Below are 17,695 nucleotides of genomic sequence, written 5' to 3' on the forward strand. Positions count from 1 at the left end.
AGAGTACCCTCCACCCCCCCCCCCCCGCCACCAGAGATATCCGGACCCCTCCCCCCCCCCCGCCTCTCCCCCCCTCCCCCCCCCCCCCCCCCCCCCCCCCCCCCCCCCCCCCCCCCCCCCGCAGCTCTGGTAGCTAGAAGGCCGTGTGGGTCAGCCAGTGGTCCAGCAAAGCGCGGTCGCCCGTCACCGTCACCCGGTCGTCCTGCGGCGGGAGACGGCGGGAGACCACCAGCATGAGGTCCGCCACCGCGCCCGACACCACCACGTCGGCCTCGACCCGCCCGCGCTCCCACCGCAGCGCCTCGGGCGCCCTGGTGACCACCCAGCCCTCCGTGGACCTCGGCCGGAACCCGACCCGCTCGCCCCGGCCGCGCAGCTCGGCGACCGCCGGCCTGACCGACTCGAAGGCCGGCGTGCACAGCAGGTCGAGGTTCTCGCTGATCACGTCGGCCGCGAGGTCGTCGGCGATCTCGAACGCGGTGCCCGTCGCCGACGCCGCGTCGTAGTGATGGACGCAGGTGTCGCTCAGCTGCCTGCGGAGCCAGAACGCCGCCGGCCGTGGCCCGAAGAACGTGGGCAACTCGGTGTCCGCGCCGGTCTCCTGGACCGCGCGGACCAGGTCCTCCGCGCCCTCGCGCAGCCACCGAGCCCACCCGTCCGGGGCGCCGGGATCGGCCTGCCACGGGTCGGGGGCGGGCAACTGCTCGCGCGTGCGCACGAGTTCGGCCGCCCACCGGTGCTCCTGGCCGACGTGCCCGACGAGGGTGCGCAGCGGCCACTGCGGGCAGGTGGGCACCGGGGTGTCCGGGTCCCTTCCGGCGACCGCGCGGCCTGTCCTCGCGCTCTGCTCCCGCAGTCCCTCCACGAGCCGTGCGGTGTCCAGTGTTGATGTCATGACGGCGCTCCTCTCTCGGGGTTACCTGGGTACGGTAGGAACTCCAGTCCGGTGGAGGTTCAAGTGCCTTTGCTCGATGAGACGTTGGGGATCGGCGAGCTGGCCCGGCTGACCGGCGTGCCGGTGCGGACCATCCGCTTCTACTGCGACGAGGGCATCGTCGACTCGGTGCGCAGCACGGGCGGGCACCGCAGGTTCGACCACGTGGCCGTGGAGCGGCTGGGCCTGGTCAGACGGCTGCGCAGGCTCGGGCTCGGGCTGCCCTCGGTCAGGCAGGTGCTCGCCGGAGAGCGTTCCGTGGCCGAGGTCGTCGCGGCCGAGCGGGCCGCGCTCGACGTGCGGCTCGCGGACCTGGCCTGGCGGCGGGCCTCGCTGCGCGCTGTCGAGGAGGCCGGACCGGCCGACCGGGCCGCCAGGCTGGAGCTGCTGGCCGCGATGGAGGGCGGGGGAGCCGCCCGTGACGCGCTGATCGGCTTCTGGAGGCGCGCGATGGCCGCCCCGGTGTCGGAGGCGATGCTCACCGCGTTCGTGGCGATCGCCGTACCCGAGCCGCCCGCCGACCCGACCCCGCCGCAGGTGGTCGCGTTCGCCGAACTGTTCGCCCTGGCCGGTGACCGGGAACTGAGCCGCGGCCTGCTGGCCAGGGCGCGGGCCGGCGCCGCGCTGATCGCCGACGAGGACGAGTTGGTGAGCGGGATCGGCGAGGCGTGCGCGCTGGCCCAGCCCCTGGTGCGGGCGGGTGAGCAGCCCCGGGCGGGCCCCGCGCTCGACCGGTTCGTCGCGGCCCACGCCGCCGTCCGCGGCGACCGCGACACCCCGAAGTTCAGGGGCCGCCTGCTGGCTTACGTGGCTGTCGACCGGGACCCGCGGATGCGCCGCTACTGGCGGCTCGTGGCCGAGGCGAGCGGGGATTCGGTCACCGTCGGCCTGTCCTACCTGTGGCTGACCGACTCCCTCGAACGCTCCGCTGCGGGCCTTGGCGGCGCCGCCGGGGTGTGCTGATCGCCGCGCCAGGCCCGTCCGGGTGAACGGCAGCCCGGGTTGCTTCGTCCACGCACCTCGAAGGCGTCAAGCTGGCCGCGAAATCCGTACCCCCGAGGAAAGGCCGGTCGATGGCTCGCGCGCTGATCGTGGTGGATGTGCAGAAGGACTTCTGCGAGGGAGGGAGCGTCCCGGTCGGCGGGGGCGCCGACCGGGCCCGGGCGATCGCCGAGCTGGTCCAGGGCCCGGAGCGGGAGGGCTGGGCGCGGGTGGTCGCGACCCGGGACCACCACATCGACCCGGGCCCGCACTTCTCCGCGCGGCCGGACTTCCGGGAGTCCTTCCCGGTGCACTGCGTGGTCGGCAGCGAGGGCGGCGAGTTCCACCCGTCCTTCGCGCCCGCCGTCGACGCGGGCGCGGTGGACGAGGTGTTCTTCAAGGGCGCGCACTCGGCGTCCAAGAGCGGGTTCGAGGGCTTCGCGGCGGACGGCACCCGGCTCGCCGACTGGCTGCGCGGCCAGGGCGTGGACGCGGTGGACGTGGTCGGGATCGCCACCGACCACTGCGTGAAGGCGACGGCGCTGGACGCCGTGAAGGCCGGGTTCGCGACCAGGGTGCTGCTGGACTACACGGCGGGCGTGGCCACCGACACCACGGTCACCGCCCTCGGCGAACTCCGGCAGGCGGGCGTGGACCTGACGGGCACGCCGGTCGTGCTGGCCGGATGAGGTTTGCGCGAGAAGTCGGCCCGGCCGACTTCTCGCGCAGGTGTGGTTCAGATGTCTCGATGCCCACCCGATCCACGTGTCGCGGGCGGCACTTGAGTGACTGGTTGAGACCGCTTGTGTCGGTCCGTCAGCTGTGGTGTGTGAGATATGTGGTGCAAACACGACCATTTGTGGCGGGTCGCTGTTAGGGTGCCCATCTGAACGCCAACTCTCCATGATGTGAGCGGCATTGGAAGAGAGGGCGTCGACTCCACCTCCGTAGCCGACACCCGAGGAAGCGCGTGAGAGCCGAAGACGTCCCCCTGCTGTTCCAGGAGCTGGCCCGCGAGTTCGCGGACGTGACCGACATGTCAGTGGCGGCGACCGGCTCGTTGGCCCGAGGCGAGCACCGCACCGGGCCCGCCGGCGACATCGTCTCCAACCTCGACCTGATCCACGTCGTGGCCGACGGGGCCGACGTGCCGGAGGTCCGGGCCGTGCTGGGGCGGACGATGCGGCGGATCTCCGACACGTTCCGGATCGAGACGACGTCCGTCATAGCCAGGCTCCCGGCGTTCCGGCTGGCCGGCCACGCCCACTACCGGATCAGCATGCGGCCCGAGTGGTTCTGCGACGGCCTCGGGCTCGGGCCGGAGGCCTTCGACCACTCCGGCCACGACGAGGACGACCCGGGCGAGGCGCTGGCCTGGATGATGCAGCCCGTCCCCTACTACCTGGCCAAGGCGACCATCCTGGACCCGACGACCAACCTCGCCAAGGCCCGCAGGGCGGCGATGCGACTGGCCGACCGGTTCGACCTGGAGGACATCCGCGAGGGCCTCGACGACCTGCCGGGCTCGCTGCGCACCTTGATCGCCAAGCACGACATCACCCCGCTCGAATCCACCGCCCGCTACCTCGCCGCCCCCACCCACCCCGCCATCGCACAGCTCGTCCGCGACGCGGTCTTCGTCGAGGGCATGGGCCTGTCGTCCGCCGACTCGATGGTCGTCATGCTGCCGTCCGCCCCGAACTGACCCGTACCGGAGAACACCGAATGCCCACCCGGCAGCACGTGGAGATCCTGCCCCCGCACCCGTTGCGGGCCGGCTACGACCGGGCCCTGGCGCGCGGGTCGATAGCCGATGCGTTCCAAAGGCGCCTGGAACCCGCCAACTTCACCCCCGGCTACCTCGGCGCCCTGACCGAGCGGGTCGAACAGGCCCTGGGCCAGGACCCGGGGGACGAGGCCATGCGGTGGCGCCTGGCCTTCCTCCTGCTCCAGAACAACGCCACCGCGGCCGGCGTCGAACGGGCCGGGGAACTGCTCGCCGGCTCCACCCTCCCGCAGGCCGTCCGCCTGGCCCGGCTGGTGGCCGGGATCCGCAGCAGGGCCGACCAGCCGCGTACCGGCCGCCGCGTCCGGCGGGTCAACTGGTCGATCAACAACCGCTGTCCGATGTCCTGCCAGGGCTGCTACAACCCGTTCGCGGCGGAGCAGATCGACCTCGACCAGGCCAGGCGGATCGTCGGGAAGCTGGCCGCGCACGGGACCACCGACCTGGTCCTGGCCGGAGGTGACCCGCTGCTGTGGCCGCCGGTCTTCGACGTGGTCGACCACGCCATCGCCAGTGGTCTCAAGGTCGGCCTCGACACCACCGGCTACACGCTCACCGCCGAGAAGCTCTCCCGGCTCCACGGCCTGTCCTCGCTGCGGCTGCCACTGGACGCCGTCACGCCGGAGGTGCAGCGCGCCTTCCGCCGGAGCCCGGACGACAGGCTCCTCGACGCGCTGCTGGAGTCCCTGGCCCTGTGCGACGCCGAGGGCTTCGACCGGGTGCGGGTGCACACCGTGGCGAGTGCCGAGAACCTCCACCAGCTGCCGGAGCTCGCCGCGGAGGTGCTGTCCCACCCGTCGGTCGCCCAGTGGGTGATCTTCCAGTGGTGGGGCCGGCGGGCCTCGCCGGCCACGGTGCGCAGGCTCGGCGTGGCGGTGGAGGAGGTCCGCGCGGTCGTCGACGGGATCCGGCGCGACCACCCCGGCCGGGAGATCCACCTCGCGGAGAGCAGCGAGCGGGAGCTGCTGAACTGGATGATCCAGTCGAGCGGGCAGGTGGTCACCTTCGGGTCGGGCGCGGAGGAGGAGTTCATCCTGGGCAACCTCCTGACCGACGAGGTCGAGGAGATCCTGACCCATCCGATCCTGGACTTCGAGGCCATGGCGCGGGGGATCCCGGTCACCCCGGGAACCGTGTTCGGCGCTCCGGACGCGGTCCTGGGATAACAGAACGGTTTCGGAGCCCACCCTCTCCGCGCCCAGGTCTTGACGGCGCGGGGAGGGTGGGCGTTTGCTGTGACCCGCTCGTTCGAACCTGTTTGGTTCTGGTTTGTTTTGTGTATTTGAACGTTCAAAACCCTTCAAGCTCCCTCCCCTTGCCTCGCCCTTCCTGCCTCAAACCCTTCCTCGCCACCCCTCAGAGAGGAATGCAATGTCACACCTTTCCCGTCGTGATCTGCTCCGAGCCTCAGGAGCGGGCCTGCTGGCCCTGACCGCCGGCGGCACGCTCGCAGCCTGCGGCGACTCCGGCTCCGGGGGCGCCTCGGGCGGGGACGCCGACACCGGCAACATCACCGTCTGGTCCTGGGCCACGGCCGCCGAAGCCCTGCGCGGGATCGTCCCGGCCTTCCAGAAGGACAACCCGGGGATCACGGTCGACGTCCAGGACATCGGCGAACCGGCCATCTGGGACAAGATCACCGTCGGCCTGGCGGCCGGCGGCCAAGGCCTCGGCGACGTGCTGCACATCGGCTGCGACTACCTGCCCGGATACCAGGAGAAGTTCCCCGGCGGCCTGGCCGACCTCTCCGCGCTCGGCGCCGACGCGCACAAGGACAAGTTCGCCAAGGGCCTGTGGCCCGTCGTCAGCGGCAAGGACGGCCACGCCTACGCACTGCCCTGGGAGGTCAACCCGCTCGGCTTCTTCTACCGCAAGGACTACTTCGACAAGGCGGGCATCGACCCCGAGTCCTTCGCCACCTGGGACGACCTGCTCGCCGTGGCCGACCGTTTCAAGGCCGCCAACCCCGGCGTCGCCCTGATCGGCATCAACAGGGCCGCCAACCCCACCCCCGACCTGGACTTCGTCCAGGCCCTGATGCAGCTCCAGGGCGCCTTCTACTTCGACCTCCAGGGCAAGATCACCGTCGGCTCGGAGGCGGCCGTGCGCGCCCTGACCATCGTCAAGCGGCTGGACGAGGCCGGGCTGATCGGCGACACCCCCGGCGTCCAGAGCTGGCCGCCCGTGATGAAGGCCGGCAAGCTCGCGGTGGCCGCGATGCCCGCCTGGGTCGCGCACTACCTGGAGAAGAAGATCCCCGACCAGAGCGGCAACTGGCGTCTCACCAAGCCCCCGGCGGTCACCCCCGGCGGCAAGCGCACCGCCCTGGTCAACTCCACCCACCTGGCCGTCGCCGCCTCCAGCCCGCGCCGCCGCGCCGCCTGGAAGTTCGTCGAGTACACGGTCACCCGCCCGGCCTCGGTGAACGCCATGTTCAACGCGGGCGGCGTCTTCCCGGCCCTCACCGAGGCCTACGCCGACCCGCTGTACGCCGCGCCGAGCGCCTACTACGGCGGGCAGCCGGTGCTCAGGACCTTCGCCGACCTCGCCACCGAGGGCGGCTACCCCACCAACTACTCCGGTGACTACGCCCGCGCCCTCAAGCTCGTCAGCGACGCCCAGGTCAAGGTCCTCCTCAAGGGCGCCGACCCGGCCGCCGTCCTCCAGGACGCCGCCAAGCAGCTCGCCCAGCAGACCGGGCGCGGTATCGCATGAGTGCCGCCAGCCCGCCCGCCGCCCTCTCCAGGAGGTCCGCAGCGCGGCGCCGGTCCCGCCGGCGGCGCGCCGCCGTACCGTACCTGCTGCTCGCGCCCGCCCTGCTGACCTTCGGCGTGTTCAAGGCCTACCCGGTCGTCGAGTCGCTGCTGCTCTCCTTCACCACCGGCTCCGGCGCCGCCACCCGCGACGCAGGCCTCGCCAACTACCGGCGCCTGCTGGACGACCCGCTGTTCTGGACGGCCCTGTCCAACACCGGCGAGATCCTCGTCATGCAGGTCCCGCTGATGCTCGGACTGGCCCTGCTGATGGCCGTCGGCATCAACTCCGCGGTGGTGCGCTGGCGCACGGTGTGGCGCCTCGGCGTCTTCATGCCCTCGGTCACCGGCCTGGTCGCCACCGGCGTGATCTTCGCCTACCTGCTCAAGACCGACGACGGTGCGGTCAACTGGGTGCTGAACGCCGTCGGCCTGCCCTCCGTCGACTGGCTGGGCCAGCCCGTCTGGGCCCGGGCGGCCGTCGTCGTGGTGCTCACCTGGCACTACACCGGATACAACGCCGTCATCTACCTCGCCGGACTCCAGTCCATTCCTAGGGAGTTGTACGAGGCCGCGATGGTCGACGGCGCCGGACCGATCCGCCGCTTCACCTCCGTCACCGTCCCCGCGCTGCGCCCGGTGCTGCTGTTCACGGTCGTGCTCTCGACCATCGGAACGCTCCAGCTCTTCGACGAGCCGTACGTACTGACCGGCGGCGGGCCGGACAACGCCACCCTGACCGTCTCCATGTACCTGTACCAGAACGGCTTCCGGTACTACGACTTCGGCTACGCCTCCGCCGTCGCCTACGCGCTCACCCTGCTCGTGACGGTGCTCGGCGCCGTCCAGATGCGCCTGATGGGAGAGCGCGACAAGTGACCTCCCAAAGCGATACCTCCCAAAGCGATACCTCCAAGAGCGATACCCCCCAGAGCGAGGCTTCCGAGCGCGTGAACCCCCTCAAGAAGCTGCGCGGCTGGCCGCTGACCTTCCTCCTCGCCGGCATCACCGGGCTGTCGATCGCCCCCTTCTACTGGCTGGTGGTCTCCGCCACCCGCAAGGACACCGAGGTCTTCGACTGGCCGCCCAAGCTGCTGCCCGGCGGGAGCCTCGGCGAGAACCTGAGCCACCTGGAGCAGAAGATCGGCCTGCTCAGGGTCGTCGGGAACTCCCTGCTGGTGGCGGGGGTCCAGACGCTGGGCGCCCTCGTGGTGGCGCTGCTCGCGGGCTACGCCTTCGCCAAGTTCCGCTTCCGCGGCCGGACCCTGCTGTTCGCCCTGCTGTTCTCCACTCTCGTGGTGCCCGAACAGGTCATGCTGGTACCGCTGTTCAAGATGATGACGAACTTCGGCCTGCTGGACACCTACCAGGCGCTGATCCTGCCCGGCCTGTGCGTGCCCTTCGCCATCTTCCTGATGCGGCAGTCACTGAGCAGCCTGCCGGACGAACTCCTGGACGCCGCCCGGGTCGACGGCGCGGGCGAGTTCCGGGTGCTGTTCAGCGTGGTGGTACCGGTCATGAGGCCCGTGCTGGCAGCCCTCTCGATCTTCCTCTTCCTCGGCTCCTGGAACCAGTTCGTCTGGCCGCTGATCGCTCTGCGCAGTCCCGGGATGCACACCCTGCCGGTCGCCCTCGCGACCCTGCACGGCAACAAGAGCAACACCGACTACGGCGCGATCCTCTCCGGCACCGCGCTGTCCACCCTGCCGATGATGGTCCTCTTCCTGGTCCTCCAGCGGCAGTTCATCTCCGGCCTGCTGGCCGGCGCCACGAAGGGCTGAACATGACCGAGATCTGGGAACCGCACGCCCCCGCCGTCGCCGGCGGCCTGCGTTCGCTCTACGCAGAGGGCCTGGACCTGCGGGTCAGCGGGAACGCGAGCGCCCGCGGGGCGGGTGACGGAATCGTCGAGGTGACCGCCGAAGGGACGGGCGACGTCCGGATCGAGTGGCGGGTGCCGTGCGTGGACGCCACCGCGTTCTGGACGCCCGAGCCGCGCGGCACCGGCTGGCTGCCCGCCGCGTGGAGCGCTCCGCGCCGCACCAGCCTGGCCAACGGCGCCCCGATCGCCGCCCTGATCGGCACCGGCGACATCGCCATCTGCGCCTTCGCGGCCGAGCGCGCCGACGTCCTGGCCGGCGCCGGAGTGCTGGAGGAGACCGGGGAGTTCCGGTTCTGGGCGCAGGCCGCCGGCCGGCTGACCGTCCGCATCGACACATCCCGCCGGCACTTCGCCCGCTGCCTGGCCGGCCTCGCCGCCTGGTGGTGGACCGACCGCGAGGCCGACATCCCCGAGGCCGCGCGCCGCCCCGCGTACTCCACCTGGTACTCGATGCACCAGGACGTCACGCCCAAGGGCGTCGAGACCCAGGCCGCGCTCGGCAAGGAGCTCGGCATGGACGTCATCATCGTCGACGACGGCTGGATGACCGCCGACCGCACCCGCGGCTACGCGCACTGCGGGGACTGGGAGCCGGTCTCGCTGCCCGACACCGCCGCCCACGTCCAGCGCGTCCACGACCTCGGCGTGCAGTACCTGCTCTGGTACGCGCTGCCGTTCATCGGCAAGGACAGCGCAGCCTTCGAGGCGATCGGCCGCTACGCGCTCGCCGACGCCGCCCACCTGGGCGCGGTCGTCGCCGACCCGCGCTACCCCGAGGTCCGCGAGTTCCTGACCGGCCGGCTCGCCCGCGCCGTCGAGGAGTGGGGCATGGACGGACTGAAGGTCGACTTCGTCGACTGGTTCGCCCGCGCCGACGCGCCGGAGGCCGGGCCCGAGGCCGACTGCGCCACCGTGGACGAGGGCGTCGAGCGGCTGCTCGCCGCCATCCGCCGCCGGATCACCGCGGTCAAGCCGGGGGCGATGATCGAGCACCGCCAGCCGTACGTCAGCCCCGGCCTGTGGCCGTACGTCACCATGGTCCGCGCCACCGACTGCCCGCTCAGCCCGCAGGAGAACCGGCAGCGCACCATCGACGTGCGGCTCGCCGCCGGGCCCGTCCCGGTCCACGCCGACATGCTGATGTGGCACCCGGCCGAGCCGCCCGAGCAGATCGCCTGCCACCTGATCAACGTGCTGTTCTCGGTGCCGCAGGTCTCCGTCGACCTCGCGGCGCAGAGCCCCGGGCAGCGCGAGGCGATCGCCTTCTGGCTCGGCGTCTTCCGCGAGCACGTCGCCACCCTGCAGCTCGGCGAGCTGCGCCCGGCCCGGCCGGACCTCGGCTACCCGATGGTCACCGCCGTCGGCGGCGGCACCGTCGCGGTGGCCCGCTACGCCGCGCTGCCGGTGGACGTCTCCGGCGCGGACTGGCGCACCCTGCTGGTCGCCAACGCCGACGCCGACCCGGACGTCCGGCTCACCGGCGGCGGCGGGACGGCCGAGGCCACCGTGCAGGACGCCCGAGGGCGTATCGTCCGGCAGGGCGAGGTCGAGCTCGACCGGGCGGGCGGCATCACCGTGCCGCGCGGTGGGCTGCTGACCCTGCGCCGTCCGTAGAACCGAGCAGTGGTACCGAGCACCCGTCAGACCCGAGCAGCCGTCCTGGAGCCTCCGATGCCCGAGGGAACACCCCGACCGCGCCGCGGCGCCACCACCATCGAGGAGGTGGCCCGCGCGGCCGGGGTGTCCCGGCAGACCGTCTCCAACGCGCTCAACGCCCCCCAGCGGGTCCGCCCGGACACGCTGGCCCGGGTGACCGCGGCGATCCGCGAACTCGGCTACCAGCCCGACCAGTCGGCGCGTTCGCTGCGCAGCGGCGCCCGGCGCACCCTCGGCTACCTCGCCCCGGTGGACGACCCGTTCGACCCCAACCCGCTGATGGCCGGCTTCCTGGAGGCGCTGGTCGACGCGGCGGGGGCGCAGGGGCAGCGGGTGCTGCTGTTCCGTCCGGGGCAGGGTGCGGCCGAGAGCGGGGTCCAGCGGGCGGCCGGCCCGCTGGCGGCCATCGACGAACTGGTGGCGGCCCGTCAGGTCGACGGGCTGGTGCTGGCGGACGTGCTGGGCGACGACCCCCGGATCGGGCACGTCGTCCGGGCCGGCCTCCCGTTCGTCACCTTCGGGCGGACGGGCCCGGGGCAGCCCCAGCACTGGGTCGACATCGCCAACGACACGGCGATGGCCGTGGTGGTGCGGCATCTGGCGGGGCTCGGCCACCGCCGGATCGGGTACGTCGGCCGCGCCGAGGACCTGCCGTGGATGGCCGCCCGGCGGGCGGGCTTCCTCGCCGAGGCGGCCCGGCTGGGCCTGTCCGCGGTGACGGCGGCGCGGCCGGACGTCGCGGCCGTGCGGGAGCTGCTGCGCGGGCCCGAGCGGCCGACGGCCTTCGCGGCGGGCAGCGACCTGCTGGCGCTGGACGTCTACGAGGCGGTCCGGGCGGAGGGATCGGCGGTCGGGCCGGCGGGGGTGGCGGTCACCGGTTTCCACGACACGCCGCTCTGCCGCCACCTGCACCCCGCGCTGACCTCGGTGCGGCTCCCGCTGCGGGCGATCGCCGCCGCCCTGGTGGAGCGGCTGCTCGGCCAGGTGCGCGGGGAGGCGCCGCCGGCGGGCGGTCTTGAGCTGGCCGCCGAGCTGGTGGTGCGGGCGAGTTCCCGGACGGGTCCGTAGGGGGCCCGTCAGGCCTGGGGGCCCTGCTCCCCGGTCGGCGCGACGATCAGCTCGCCCACCAACTGGGCGGCCGACGACCGGTGTTCGGCCGCCAGCGCGTCGTCGGTGACCAGCACGTCCAGTTGCTCCAGCGCGGCGAAGGAGGCCAGGCCGACCGCGTTCCACTTGGTGTGGTCGGCCACCACGACGACCCGGCGGGCGGACTGGAGGAAGGTCCGGTTGGTCTCCGCCTCGGCCAGGTTCGGGGTGGTCAGCCCGGTCTCGGCCGAGAGGCCGTGGCAGCCCATGACCAGCACGTTGACGTGCAGCGAGCGGATCGCCTGGTCGGCGACCGGCCCGACCAGCGCGTCGGAGGGCGTGCGGACGCCGCCGGTGCGGATCACCGTCGCGGTGGCGGGGGTGCCGTCCTCGTCGGGTTCCTCCAGCAGCTCCGCGATCCGCAGCGAGTTGGTGACGACGGTGAGTCCCTCGACGGCGCGCAGCTGCCGGGCGACCGCGAAGGTGGTCGTCCCGGCGGCCAGCCCGACCGCCGAGCCGGGCGGCACCAGGGCGGCGGCGGCCCGGGCGATGGCCTCCTTGGCGGGGAGCTGCCAGTTGGCCTTGGTCTCGAACCCGGGCTCGCCGCTGGCCGCCGCCTCCGTCCGCACCGCCCCGCCGTGCACCTTGTGCACCAGCCCGCGGCGGGCCAGCGCGTCCAGGTCGCGGCGGATGGTCATGTCGGACACCCCGAGGTCCCGGACCAGTTCGGTCACCCGGACGCCGCCGCGCGCGCGGACCCGCTCCAGGATCAGCACGCGGCGCTGTCCGGCGAGCGGTTGGGCGCTGTCAGCCATCGGGGGGGCTCCTCGGGTCGGTGTGGTCCGCGTGACCGTTCGGCCGGCCGGCCGTCCAGCCGTCCGTCCGGCCGCCCGACTGGCCGCCCGGCGGGCCACGGTCACCGCCATCATGGCAGGCGCGGGCCCCTTCCGGACAGCCGGGTCTGATGGATAATGTTGGATATTGTTGTTTCGTGTCGGATAGAGGGAAGAAGGCCATGGCCGGGACCCTGACCCAGCCCACCGCCAAGACCGTGACCACACTCGCGGACGGGCGACAGCTGATCTACTACGACAGCGGCGAGGCCGTCCCCCGGGACGCCGTCGACCGGCGCCCGCTCGACCCGCCCGCCCACGGCTCCGAGGTCCGGCTCGACCCGGCCACCGGAGCCTGGGTCACCGTCGCCGCGCACCGCCAGGCCCGCACCTACCAGCCCCCCGCCGAGGAGTGCCCGCTCTGCCCCTCCCGGGACGGCCGGCACAGCGAGATCCCCGCCGACGACTACCAGGTGGCCGTCTTCGAGAACCGCTTCCCCTCGCTGGCCGGCCCCCCGGCGGCGCTGGAAGGCGTCGGCGGACCGCGGGTCAGCGGCCCCGGCGCCGGGCGCTGCGAGGTGGTCTGCTTCACCGCCGACCACGACGCCTCCTTCGCCGACCTCGACGAGCGGCGGGCCCGCCTCGTCCTCGACGCCTGGACCGACCGCACCGCCGAACTCGCCGCCCTCCCCGGCGTCCGGCAGGTCTACTGCTTCGAGAACCGGGGCGCCGAGATCGGAGTCACCCTCGCCCACCCGCACGGCCAGATCTACGCCTTCCCCTTCACCACCCCGCGCACCGCCCGGATGGCCGCGCGCGCGGCCGAACACCGCGCCGCCACCGGCCGCAGCCTCTTCGACGACCTGCTCGCCGCCGAACGCGCCGACGGCGCCCGGGTGGTGCTCGCCGGAGAGCACTGGACGGCCTTCGTCCCCTTCGCCGCCCGCTGGCCGTACGAGGTGCACCTCTACCCGCACCGCAGGGTGGCCGACCTGACCGGCCTCGACGAGCCGCAGCGCGCCGAATTCCCGGGCCTCTACCTGGAGTTGCTGCGCCGCTTCGACCGCCTCTTCGGTGCCGGCCGCACCCCGTACATCTCCGCCTGGCACCAGGCGCCCGCCGGCCAGGAGGACGAACTCGCCCTCCACCTGGAGCTGTTCACCATCCGGCGCGCGGCCGACAAGCTCAAGTTCCTGGCCGGGGTGGAATCCGGCATGGACGCCTTCGTCAACGACGTCACCCCCGAGGACGCGGCCCGCCGGCTGCGGGAGGTAGCCCTGTGACCACGCCCGTAAGTACGCCCGTGACCACGCCCGTGGAGACTCCTGTGAACACCCCCGTGGCCTCCTTCGAAGAGCTCCACGGCCACGCCCCCGAGGGGGAGTGGGCCGCCCCCGGCCGGGTCAACCTGATCGGCGAGCACACCGACTACAACCTCGGGTTCGTGCTGCCGATCGCCCTCCCGCAGGCCGTCCGCGCCCAGGCCCGGCGCCGCGACGACGGCCGGCTGCGGCTCTGGTCCGCCCAGGGCGACGGGGTGGTCGCCGACCTGGCCGTCGCGGACCTGGCCCCGGGCTCGGTGCCCGGCTGGGCGGCCTTCCCCGCCGCCGTGGTGTGGGCGCTGCGCGAGGCCGGGCACCCCGTCGGCGGTGCCGAGTTCCGACTGGAGAGCGACGTGCCCGGTGGTGCCGGGCTGTCCTCCTCGGCCGCCCTGGAATGCGTCGTCGCGATCGCGTACAACGACCTGTACGGGCTGGGCCTGTCCGCACCCGACCTCGCCCTGATCGCACAGCGGGCCGAGAACGACTTCGTCGGCGTCCCCTGCGGGATCATGGACCAGATGGCCTCGATGTGCTGCCGCCCGGGCGCCGCCCTGCACCTCGACAGCCGGGACCTGGCGATGCGGCAGGTGCCGCTGGACCTCGCCGGTTCCGGCCTCGCCCTGCTGGTCCTCGACACCCGGGTCAAGCACGACCTCGGCGACGGTGCCTACGCCGCCCTGCGGGCCGGCTGCGAGCGGGCGGCCGCGCTGCTCGGGCTGCCCGCGCTGCGCGAGCTGACGCCCGCCGCCCTGCCGGCCGCCCTGCCCCGACTCCCGGAGGAGCTGAGGCCGTTGGTGCGCCACGTGGTCACCGAGAACGAGCGCGTCACGGCCGCCGTCGCCCATCTGGACGCCGGTCGGCCCGCCGCGCTCGGCCCGATCCTCACCGCCGGCCACGCCTCGCTGCGCGACGACTACCGGGTCTCCTGCCCCGAGACCGACCTCGCCGTCGAGGCCGCCCTCGCCGCCGGCGCCCACGGCGCGCGGATGACCGGCGGCGGCTTCGGCGGCTCGGTGATCGCCCTCGTCGACGCACCGGCCGCCGACACCGTCGCCGCCGCCGTCACCACCGCGTTCCGCGCGGCCGGCTACGCCGCCCCGCGCACCCTCACGGCCGTCCCGGCCGAGGGGGCCCGCCGCACGGGCTGACCGGGCCCGTCGGGGTCGGCGCGGGGAGCACGCCTTCCCGGGGTCACGCCTTGTGGTCCGCCGGGCGCTCCGGAGACGCCTCCGCGAGCGCCCGGGTGACCGCCTCCACCCCGGCGCGCAGCCCGTACACCGGCGTGCCCGGCTGCTGGCGCCAGGACTCGTCGATCCCGCCCGCGTCCACCGTGTCGAAGCCCAACTCGTCGATCAGCGCCCGCACCACGTGCTTGGCCGCCTCGTCGTCCGCCGCCACCGGCAGGGCGATCCGCTCCGGGTCGCCCTCCGGCCGCGGCCGCTCCAGCAGGTCCTGCGCGTAGGTGCCGTTGAACGCCTTCACCACGGGGTGGCCGAGGTGCCGCTCCGTCCACCGGCTCTCGGTCAGCCCGTCGTCCTCGATCTCGTCGATCCGGCCGTCGCGCTGCTGCGGGTAGTAGTTGCCGGTGTCGATCACCGCCGCGCCCTCGGCCGCGCCGTCCAGCAGCCCGGCCGGCAGGTCCGGCACGTTCTTCAGCGGCACCGTCACCACCACGACCTGCGCTCCGCGCGCCGCCTCGGTGGCCGGTACGGCCGTCGCGCCCGTCTCCTCGGCCAGGGCGGCCAGCGACTGGGGACCGCGCGAGTTGGCCACCGAGACGTCGTGCCCGAGCGCCGTCAGCCGTCGGGTCAGGTTGCCGCCGATGTTGCCCGCACCGATGATGCCGATCTTCATGTCAGACCCCTGTTCGCGAGTGTCACACGCTTGTCGTCCTGCCCCAACCACCCGGTGGCGCCGTCGATTCCCGGTGCAGGGTGGTTCTTCCGGACCCAGGGTCGGGCCGGGCCTGGTCCCGGCTCCACGGCCGCCGGGAGAGTGGGTGCCATGACCGACAACGCCCCGTCCGACAACGCCATGACCCGGGATCCCGCCGACCCCCGGGAATTCGCCGACCGCACCGTCCTGATCACCGGTGGCACCAGCGGCATGGGCCTCGCCACCGCCCGCCGCCTCCTCGCCGCCGGCGCCCGGGTGGTCATCACCGGCCGTGACGACGCCCGGCTCGCCCGCGCCGCCGAACGGCTCGACGGCGGTGACCGGCTGCTCGCCGTCCGCGCCGACGTCGCCGCCCGGGCCGACCTCGCCCGGCTCGCCGCCACCGTCCGGGAGCGCCACGGCGCGCTCGACGGCGTCTTCGCCAACGCGGGCGTCGGCGTCTTCCAGCCCGCCGCCGACGTCACCGAGGACGACTTCGACCACACCGTCGACGTCAACTTCAAGGGCGTGTTCTTCACCGTCCAGCACGCCCTGCCCCTGCTGGAGGCGGCCGGCGGCGGCTCCATCGTGCTCAACGCCTCCTGGACCCCGCACCGCGGCCTGCCCGACGCCCCCGTCTACGCCGCGACCAAGGCGGCCGTCCTCAGCCTCGCCCGCACCCTCGGCAGCGGCCTCGCCGCGCGCGGCATCCGGGTCAACTCCGTCAGCCCCGGCTACATCGCCACCGAGATGTTCCACGCGGTGATCCCCGACCCGGCCGCTCACGAGCCGATCCGCGCGCGCATCCCGCTCGGCCGCCTGGGCCGGGCCGAGGACGTCGCCGAAACCGTCGCCTTCCTGCTCTCCGACCGGTCCTCCTACATCACGTCCCAGGACATCGTCATCGACGGCGGCCTGGTGCCCGCCGTCCAGGCCGTCGCGGGCTGACGTCCGGTTGATCCCCGGCTGCCCCCGGCCGCGCCCCGCTACCGCCTGCTACCGGCCGCGCCCCGGTGCCGGCCGTGCCTGGTCCTGGCAGGGCCAGGCACGGCCGGCCGCCTCCGGGTGAGAATCATCCCCATGAACCCGACCAGTGCCCTGAGCGAGTTCCTCCGCACCCGCCGCGCCCAGCTGCGGCCCGAGGACGTCGACCTGCCCGACTACGGCGGACGCCGCCGGGTCGCGGGGCTGCGCCGCGAGGAGCTCGCCCACCTCGCCGGGGTCAGCGTCGACTACTACACCCGCCTCGAACAGGGCCGCGTCGGCAACCCCTCCGAAGCCGTCCTCGACGCCGTCGCCCGCGCCCTGCAACTCGCCCCCGACGAGTCCGGCCACCTCCACCGCCTCGCCCGCCCCACCCGCCGCGCGCCCCGCCGCCGCACCGCCCCGCAGCAGCCCCGCCCCTCCCTGCTGCGCCTGCTCGACCAGCTCGACCACGTCCCGGCGCTGGTGATGGGCCACCGGATGGACGTCCTGGCCTGGAACCGTGCGGCCGTCGCGCTGTTCGGCGACTACGGCGCCCTGCCGGTCGAGGACCGCAACATCGCCCGCGGCACCTTCCTCGACCCGGCCTCGCGCGAGCTCTACGGCGACTGGACGGCCTGCGCCCGCGAGAACGTCGCCTTCCTCCACCTGGAGGCGGGCCGCCGTCCCCACGACCCCCTCCTCGCCGAACTCGTCGGCCAACTCTGCGTCCACAGCGAGGAGTTCCGTCACCTCTGGGCCGAACACCCGGTCGCCGACAAGACCTCCGGCCGCAAGCTCTTCCACCACCCCATCGCCGGCCCCCTCGACCTCGCCTACGACACGCTCCGCCCCGCCGACGACCCCGACCAGGCCCTCGTCACCTACACCGCCGACCCGCACACCCCGTCGGACGACGCCCTGCGCCTCCTGCTCTCCTGGTCGGCGTCGGCGACCCGCTGAGCGGCCCGCTCCAACGGCCGTCTGCCCGAACGGCACGAGATCCTGGGCACAAAAAGGCCGGTCGTAGGCCCTCGCGGGGGTCGAGGGCCTACGACCGGGGTTCAGGGGGGCGTTAGTCGAGGTCGTCGCCGAAGTCGGGGCGGATGCCCTTGGCGAACTGGATCTCGTCGTTGCTGGTACCGGCCGCGACCATCGGCCAGACCATGGCGTCCTGGTGGACGATGAAGTCGATGACGACCGGGCGGTCGTTGATCTCCATGGCCTGCTTGATGACGGCGTCCAGGTCCTCGGGGCGCTCGCAGCGCAGGCCGACGCAGCCCATCGCCTCGGACAGCAGCACGAAGTCGGGGATCCGGGTGCCCTGGGCCGGCGGCGCGATGCCGTCGTGGTCGGGGCCGGCGTGCAGCACGGTGTTGGAGTAGCGCTGGTTGTAGAACAGCGTCTGCCACTGGCGGACCATGCCGAGCGAGCCGTTGTTGATGACCGCGACCTTGATCGGGATGTCGTTCAGGGCGCAGGTGGCCAGTTCCTGGTTGGTCATCTGGAAGCAGCCGTCGCCGTCGATCGCCCAGACCGGGGTGTCCGGTCGGCCGGCCTTGGCGCCCATCGCGGCCGGGACGGCGTAGCCCATGGTGCCCGCGCCGCCCGAGTTGAGCCAGGT

Annotated in this window: 17 protein-coding genes; 13 read left to right on the top strand and 4 right to left on the bottom strand. The window is 73.5% G+C overall.

From position 1 onward, the window contains the following. Positions 1-133: 133 nt before the first annotated feature. Entirely contained in the window at positions 134-895 is a 762-nt protein-coding gene (locus AC07BF_RS14825; protein WP_478317915.1) for a maleylpyruvate isomerase family mycothiol-dependent enzyme, read from the bottom strand. Between the two features lie 63 nt (positions 896-958). Between AC07BF_RS14825 and AC07BF_RS14830 the strand changes: the two genes are divergently transcribed. From AC07BF_RS14830 to AC07BF_RS14870, 9 genes are all read left to right on the top strand, one after another. After that, complete coding sequence (locus tag AC07BF_RS14830) at positions 959-1,897, top strand: MerR family transcriptional regulator (protein WP_363579913.1); 939 nt, start codon at positions 959-961, stop codon at positions 1,895-1,897. Between the two features lie 110 nt (positions 1,898-2,007). Beyond that, positions 2,008-2,604, top strand: a complete 597-nt coding sequence (locus AC07BF_RS14835; RefSeq protein ID WP_363626198.1) for an isochorismatase family protein — start codon at positions 2,008-2,010, stop codon at positions 2,602-2,604. Between the two features lie 281 nt (positions 2,605-2,885). Next, entirely contained in the window at positions 2,886-3,620 is a 735-nt protein-coding gene (locus AC07BF_RS14840; protein WP_400989651.1) for a hypothetical protein, read from the top strand. 20 nt (positions 3,621-3,640) lie between these two features. Next, positions 3,641-4,867: a radical SAM protein gene (locus AC07BF_RS14845; protein ID WP_363579916.1), complete on the top strand. Its 1,227-nt coding sequence runs from the start codon at positions 3,641-3,643 to the stop codon at positions 4,865-4,867. A 205-nt stretch (positions 4,868-5,072) separates the two neighbouring features. Further along, on the top strand, positions 5,073-6,416 hold the full coding sequence (locus AC07BF_RS14850) for an ABC transporter substrate-binding protein (protein WP_400803365.1): 1,344 nt from the start codon (positions 5,073-5,075) through the stop codon (positions 6,414-6,416). Then, positions 6,413-7,333, top strand: a complete 921-nt coding sequence (locus AC07BF_RS14855; protein WP_363579918.1) for a carbohydrate ABC transporter permease — start codon at positions 6,413-6,415, stop codon at positions 7,331-7,333. Before AC07BF_RS14850 ends, AC07BF_RS14855 begins: the two co-directional genes overlap by 4 nt. Before the next feature lie 71 nt (positions 7,334-7,404). After that, complete coding sequence (locus AC07BF_RS14860; RefSeq protein WP_363579919.1) at positions 7,405-8,235, top strand: carbohydrate ABC transporter permease; 831 nt, start codon at positions 7,405-7,407, stop codon at positions 8,233-8,235. Between the two features lie 2 nt (positions 8,236-8,237). Continuing rightward, positions 8,238-9,950 carry a glycoside hydrolase family 36 protein gene (locus AC07BF_RS14865; RefSeq protein WP_478333442.1) on the top strand — a complete coding sequence of 571 codons (1,713 nt, stop codon included), beginning with the start codon at positions 8,238-8,240 and terminating at the stop codon, positions 9,948-9,950. Positions 9,951-10,007: 57 nt separating this feature from the next. Then, a complete protein-coding gene (locus AC07BF_RS14870) occupies positions 10,008-11,060 on the top strand; it encodes a LacI family DNA-binding transcriptional regulator (RefSeq protein ID WP_363626189.1) in 1,053 nt (350 codons plus the stop codon). A gap of 8 nt (positions 11,061-11,068) precedes the next feature. On the opposite strand, the gene AC07BF_RS14875 is transcribed toward AC07BF_RS14870, so the two are convergent. Further along, entirely contained in the window at positions 11,069-11,893 is an 825-nt protein-coding gene (locus tag AC07BF_RS14875) for a DeoR/GlpR family DNA-binding transcription regulator (protein ID WP_363632724.1), read from the bottom strand. Between the two features lie 200 nt (positions 11,894-12,093). Here AC07BF_RS14875 and galT point away from each other — a divergent pair, with 200 nt between their 5' ends. Further along, positions 12,094-13,194 carry a galactose-1-phosphate uridylyltransferase gene (gene galT, locus AC07BF_RS14880; RefSeq protein ID WP_478333443.1) on the top strand — a complete coding sequence of 367 codons (1,101 nt, stop codon included), beginning with the start codon at positions 12,094-12,096 and terminating at the stop codon, positions 13,192-13,194. 44 nt (positions 13,195-13,238) lie between these two features. Continuing rightward, positions 13,239-14,381 carry a galactokinase gene (gene galK, locus AC07BF_RS14885; protein WP_478333444.1) on the top strand — a complete coding sequence of 381 codons (1,143 nt, stop codon included), beginning with the start codon at positions 13,239-13,241 and terminating at the stop codon, positions 14,379-14,381. A 43-nt stretch (positions 14,382-14,424) separates the two neighbouring features. Here the strand turns inward: galK and AC07BF_RS14890 are convergent, their stop codons facing one another. Further along, positions 14,425-15,138 carry an NADPH-dependent F420 reductase gene (locus AC07BF_RS14890; protein ID WP_400989656.1) on the bottom strand — a complete coding sequence of 238 codons (714 nt, stop codon included), beginning with the start codon at positions 15,136-15,138 and terminating at the stop codon, positions 14,425-14,427. 99 nt (positions 15,139-15,237) lie between these two features. On the opposite strand from AC07BF_RS14890, the gene AC07BF_RS14895 reads away from it, so the two are divergent. Together AC07BF_RS14895 and AC07BF_RS14900 are read left to right on the top strand one after the other, a co-directional pair. Beyond that, positions 15,238-16,056 carry an SDR family NAD(P)-dependent oxidoreductase gene (locus AC07BF_RS14895; RefSeq protein WP_363579926.1) on the top strand — a complete coding sequence of 273 codons (819 nt, stop codon included), beginning with the start codon at positions 15,238-15,240 and terminating at the stop codon, positions 16,054-16,056. 132 nt (positions 16,057-16,188) lie between these two features. Beyond that, positions 16,189-17,034 carry a helix-turn-helix domain-containing protein gene (locus tag AC07BF_RS14900; RefSeq protein WP_371516081.1) on the top strand — a complete coding sequence of 282 codons (846 nt, stop codon included), beginning with the start codon at positions 16,189-16,191 and terminating at the stop codon, positions 17,032-17,034. A gap of 112 nt (positions 17,035-17,146) precedes the next feature. Here the strand turns inward: AC07BF_RS14900 and AC07BF_RS14905 are convergent. Continuing rightward, the coding region (locus AC07BF_RS14905) for a thiamine pyrophosphate-dependent enzyme (RefSeq protein ID WP_478317909.1) at positions 17,147-17,695 on the bottom strand (549 nt) is incomplete at its 5' end.

This window comes from Kitasatospora sp. NPDC043950 (assembly GCF_056435345.1).

What these genes read in the sequence shown, in the direction of transcription:
- AC07BF_RS14855 (WP_363579918.1), top strand. Translation starts at nt 6,413, where the DNA reads ATGAGTGCCGCCAGCCCGCCCGCCGCCCTCTCCAGGAGGTCCGCAGCG.
- AC07BF_RS14825 (WP_478317915.1), bottom strand. Translation starts at nt 895, where the DNA reads ATGACATCAACACTGGACACCGCACGGCTCGTGGAGGGACTGCGGGAG.
- AC07BF_RS14875 (WP_363632724.1), bottom strand. Translation starts at nt 11,893, where the DNA reads ATGGCTGACAGCGCCCAACCGCTCGCCGGACAGCGCCGCGTGCTGATC.
- galT (WP_478333443.1), top strand. Translation starts at nt 12,094, where the DNA reads ATGGCCGGGACCCTGACCCAGCCCACCGCCAAGACCGTGACCACACTC.
- AC07BF_RS14895 (WP_363579926.1), top strand. Translation starts at nt 15,238, where the DNA reads ATGACCGACAACGCCCCGTCCGACAACGCCATGACCCGGGATCCCGCC.
- AC07BF_RS14835 (WP_363626198.1), top strand. Translation starts at nt 2,008, where the DNA reads ATGGCTCGCGCGCTGATCGTGGTGGATGTGCAGAAGGACTTCTGCGAG.
- AC07BF_RS14845 (WP_363579916.1), top strand. Translation starts at nt 3,641, where the DNA reads ATGCCCACCCGGCAGCACGTGGAGATCCTGCCCCCGCACCCGTTGCGG.
- AC07BF_RS14900 (WP_371516081.1), top strand. Translation starts at nt 16,189, where the DNA reads ATGAACCCGACCAGTGCCCTGAGCGAGTTCCTCCGCACCCGCCGCGCC.
- AC07BF_RS14865 (WP_478333442.1), top strand. Translation starts at nt 8,238, where the DNA reads ATGACCGAGATCTGGGAACCGCACGCCCCCGCCGTCGCCGGCGGCCTG.
- AC07BF_RS14850 (WP_400803365.1), top strand. Translation starts at nt 5,073, where the DNA reads ATGTCACACCTTTCCCGTCGTGATCTGCTCCGAGCCTCAGGAGCGGGC.
- AC07BF_RS14870 (WP_363626189.1), top strand. Translation starts at nt 10,008, where the DNA reads ATGCCCGAGGGAACACCCCGACCGCGCCGCGGCGCCACCACCATCGAG.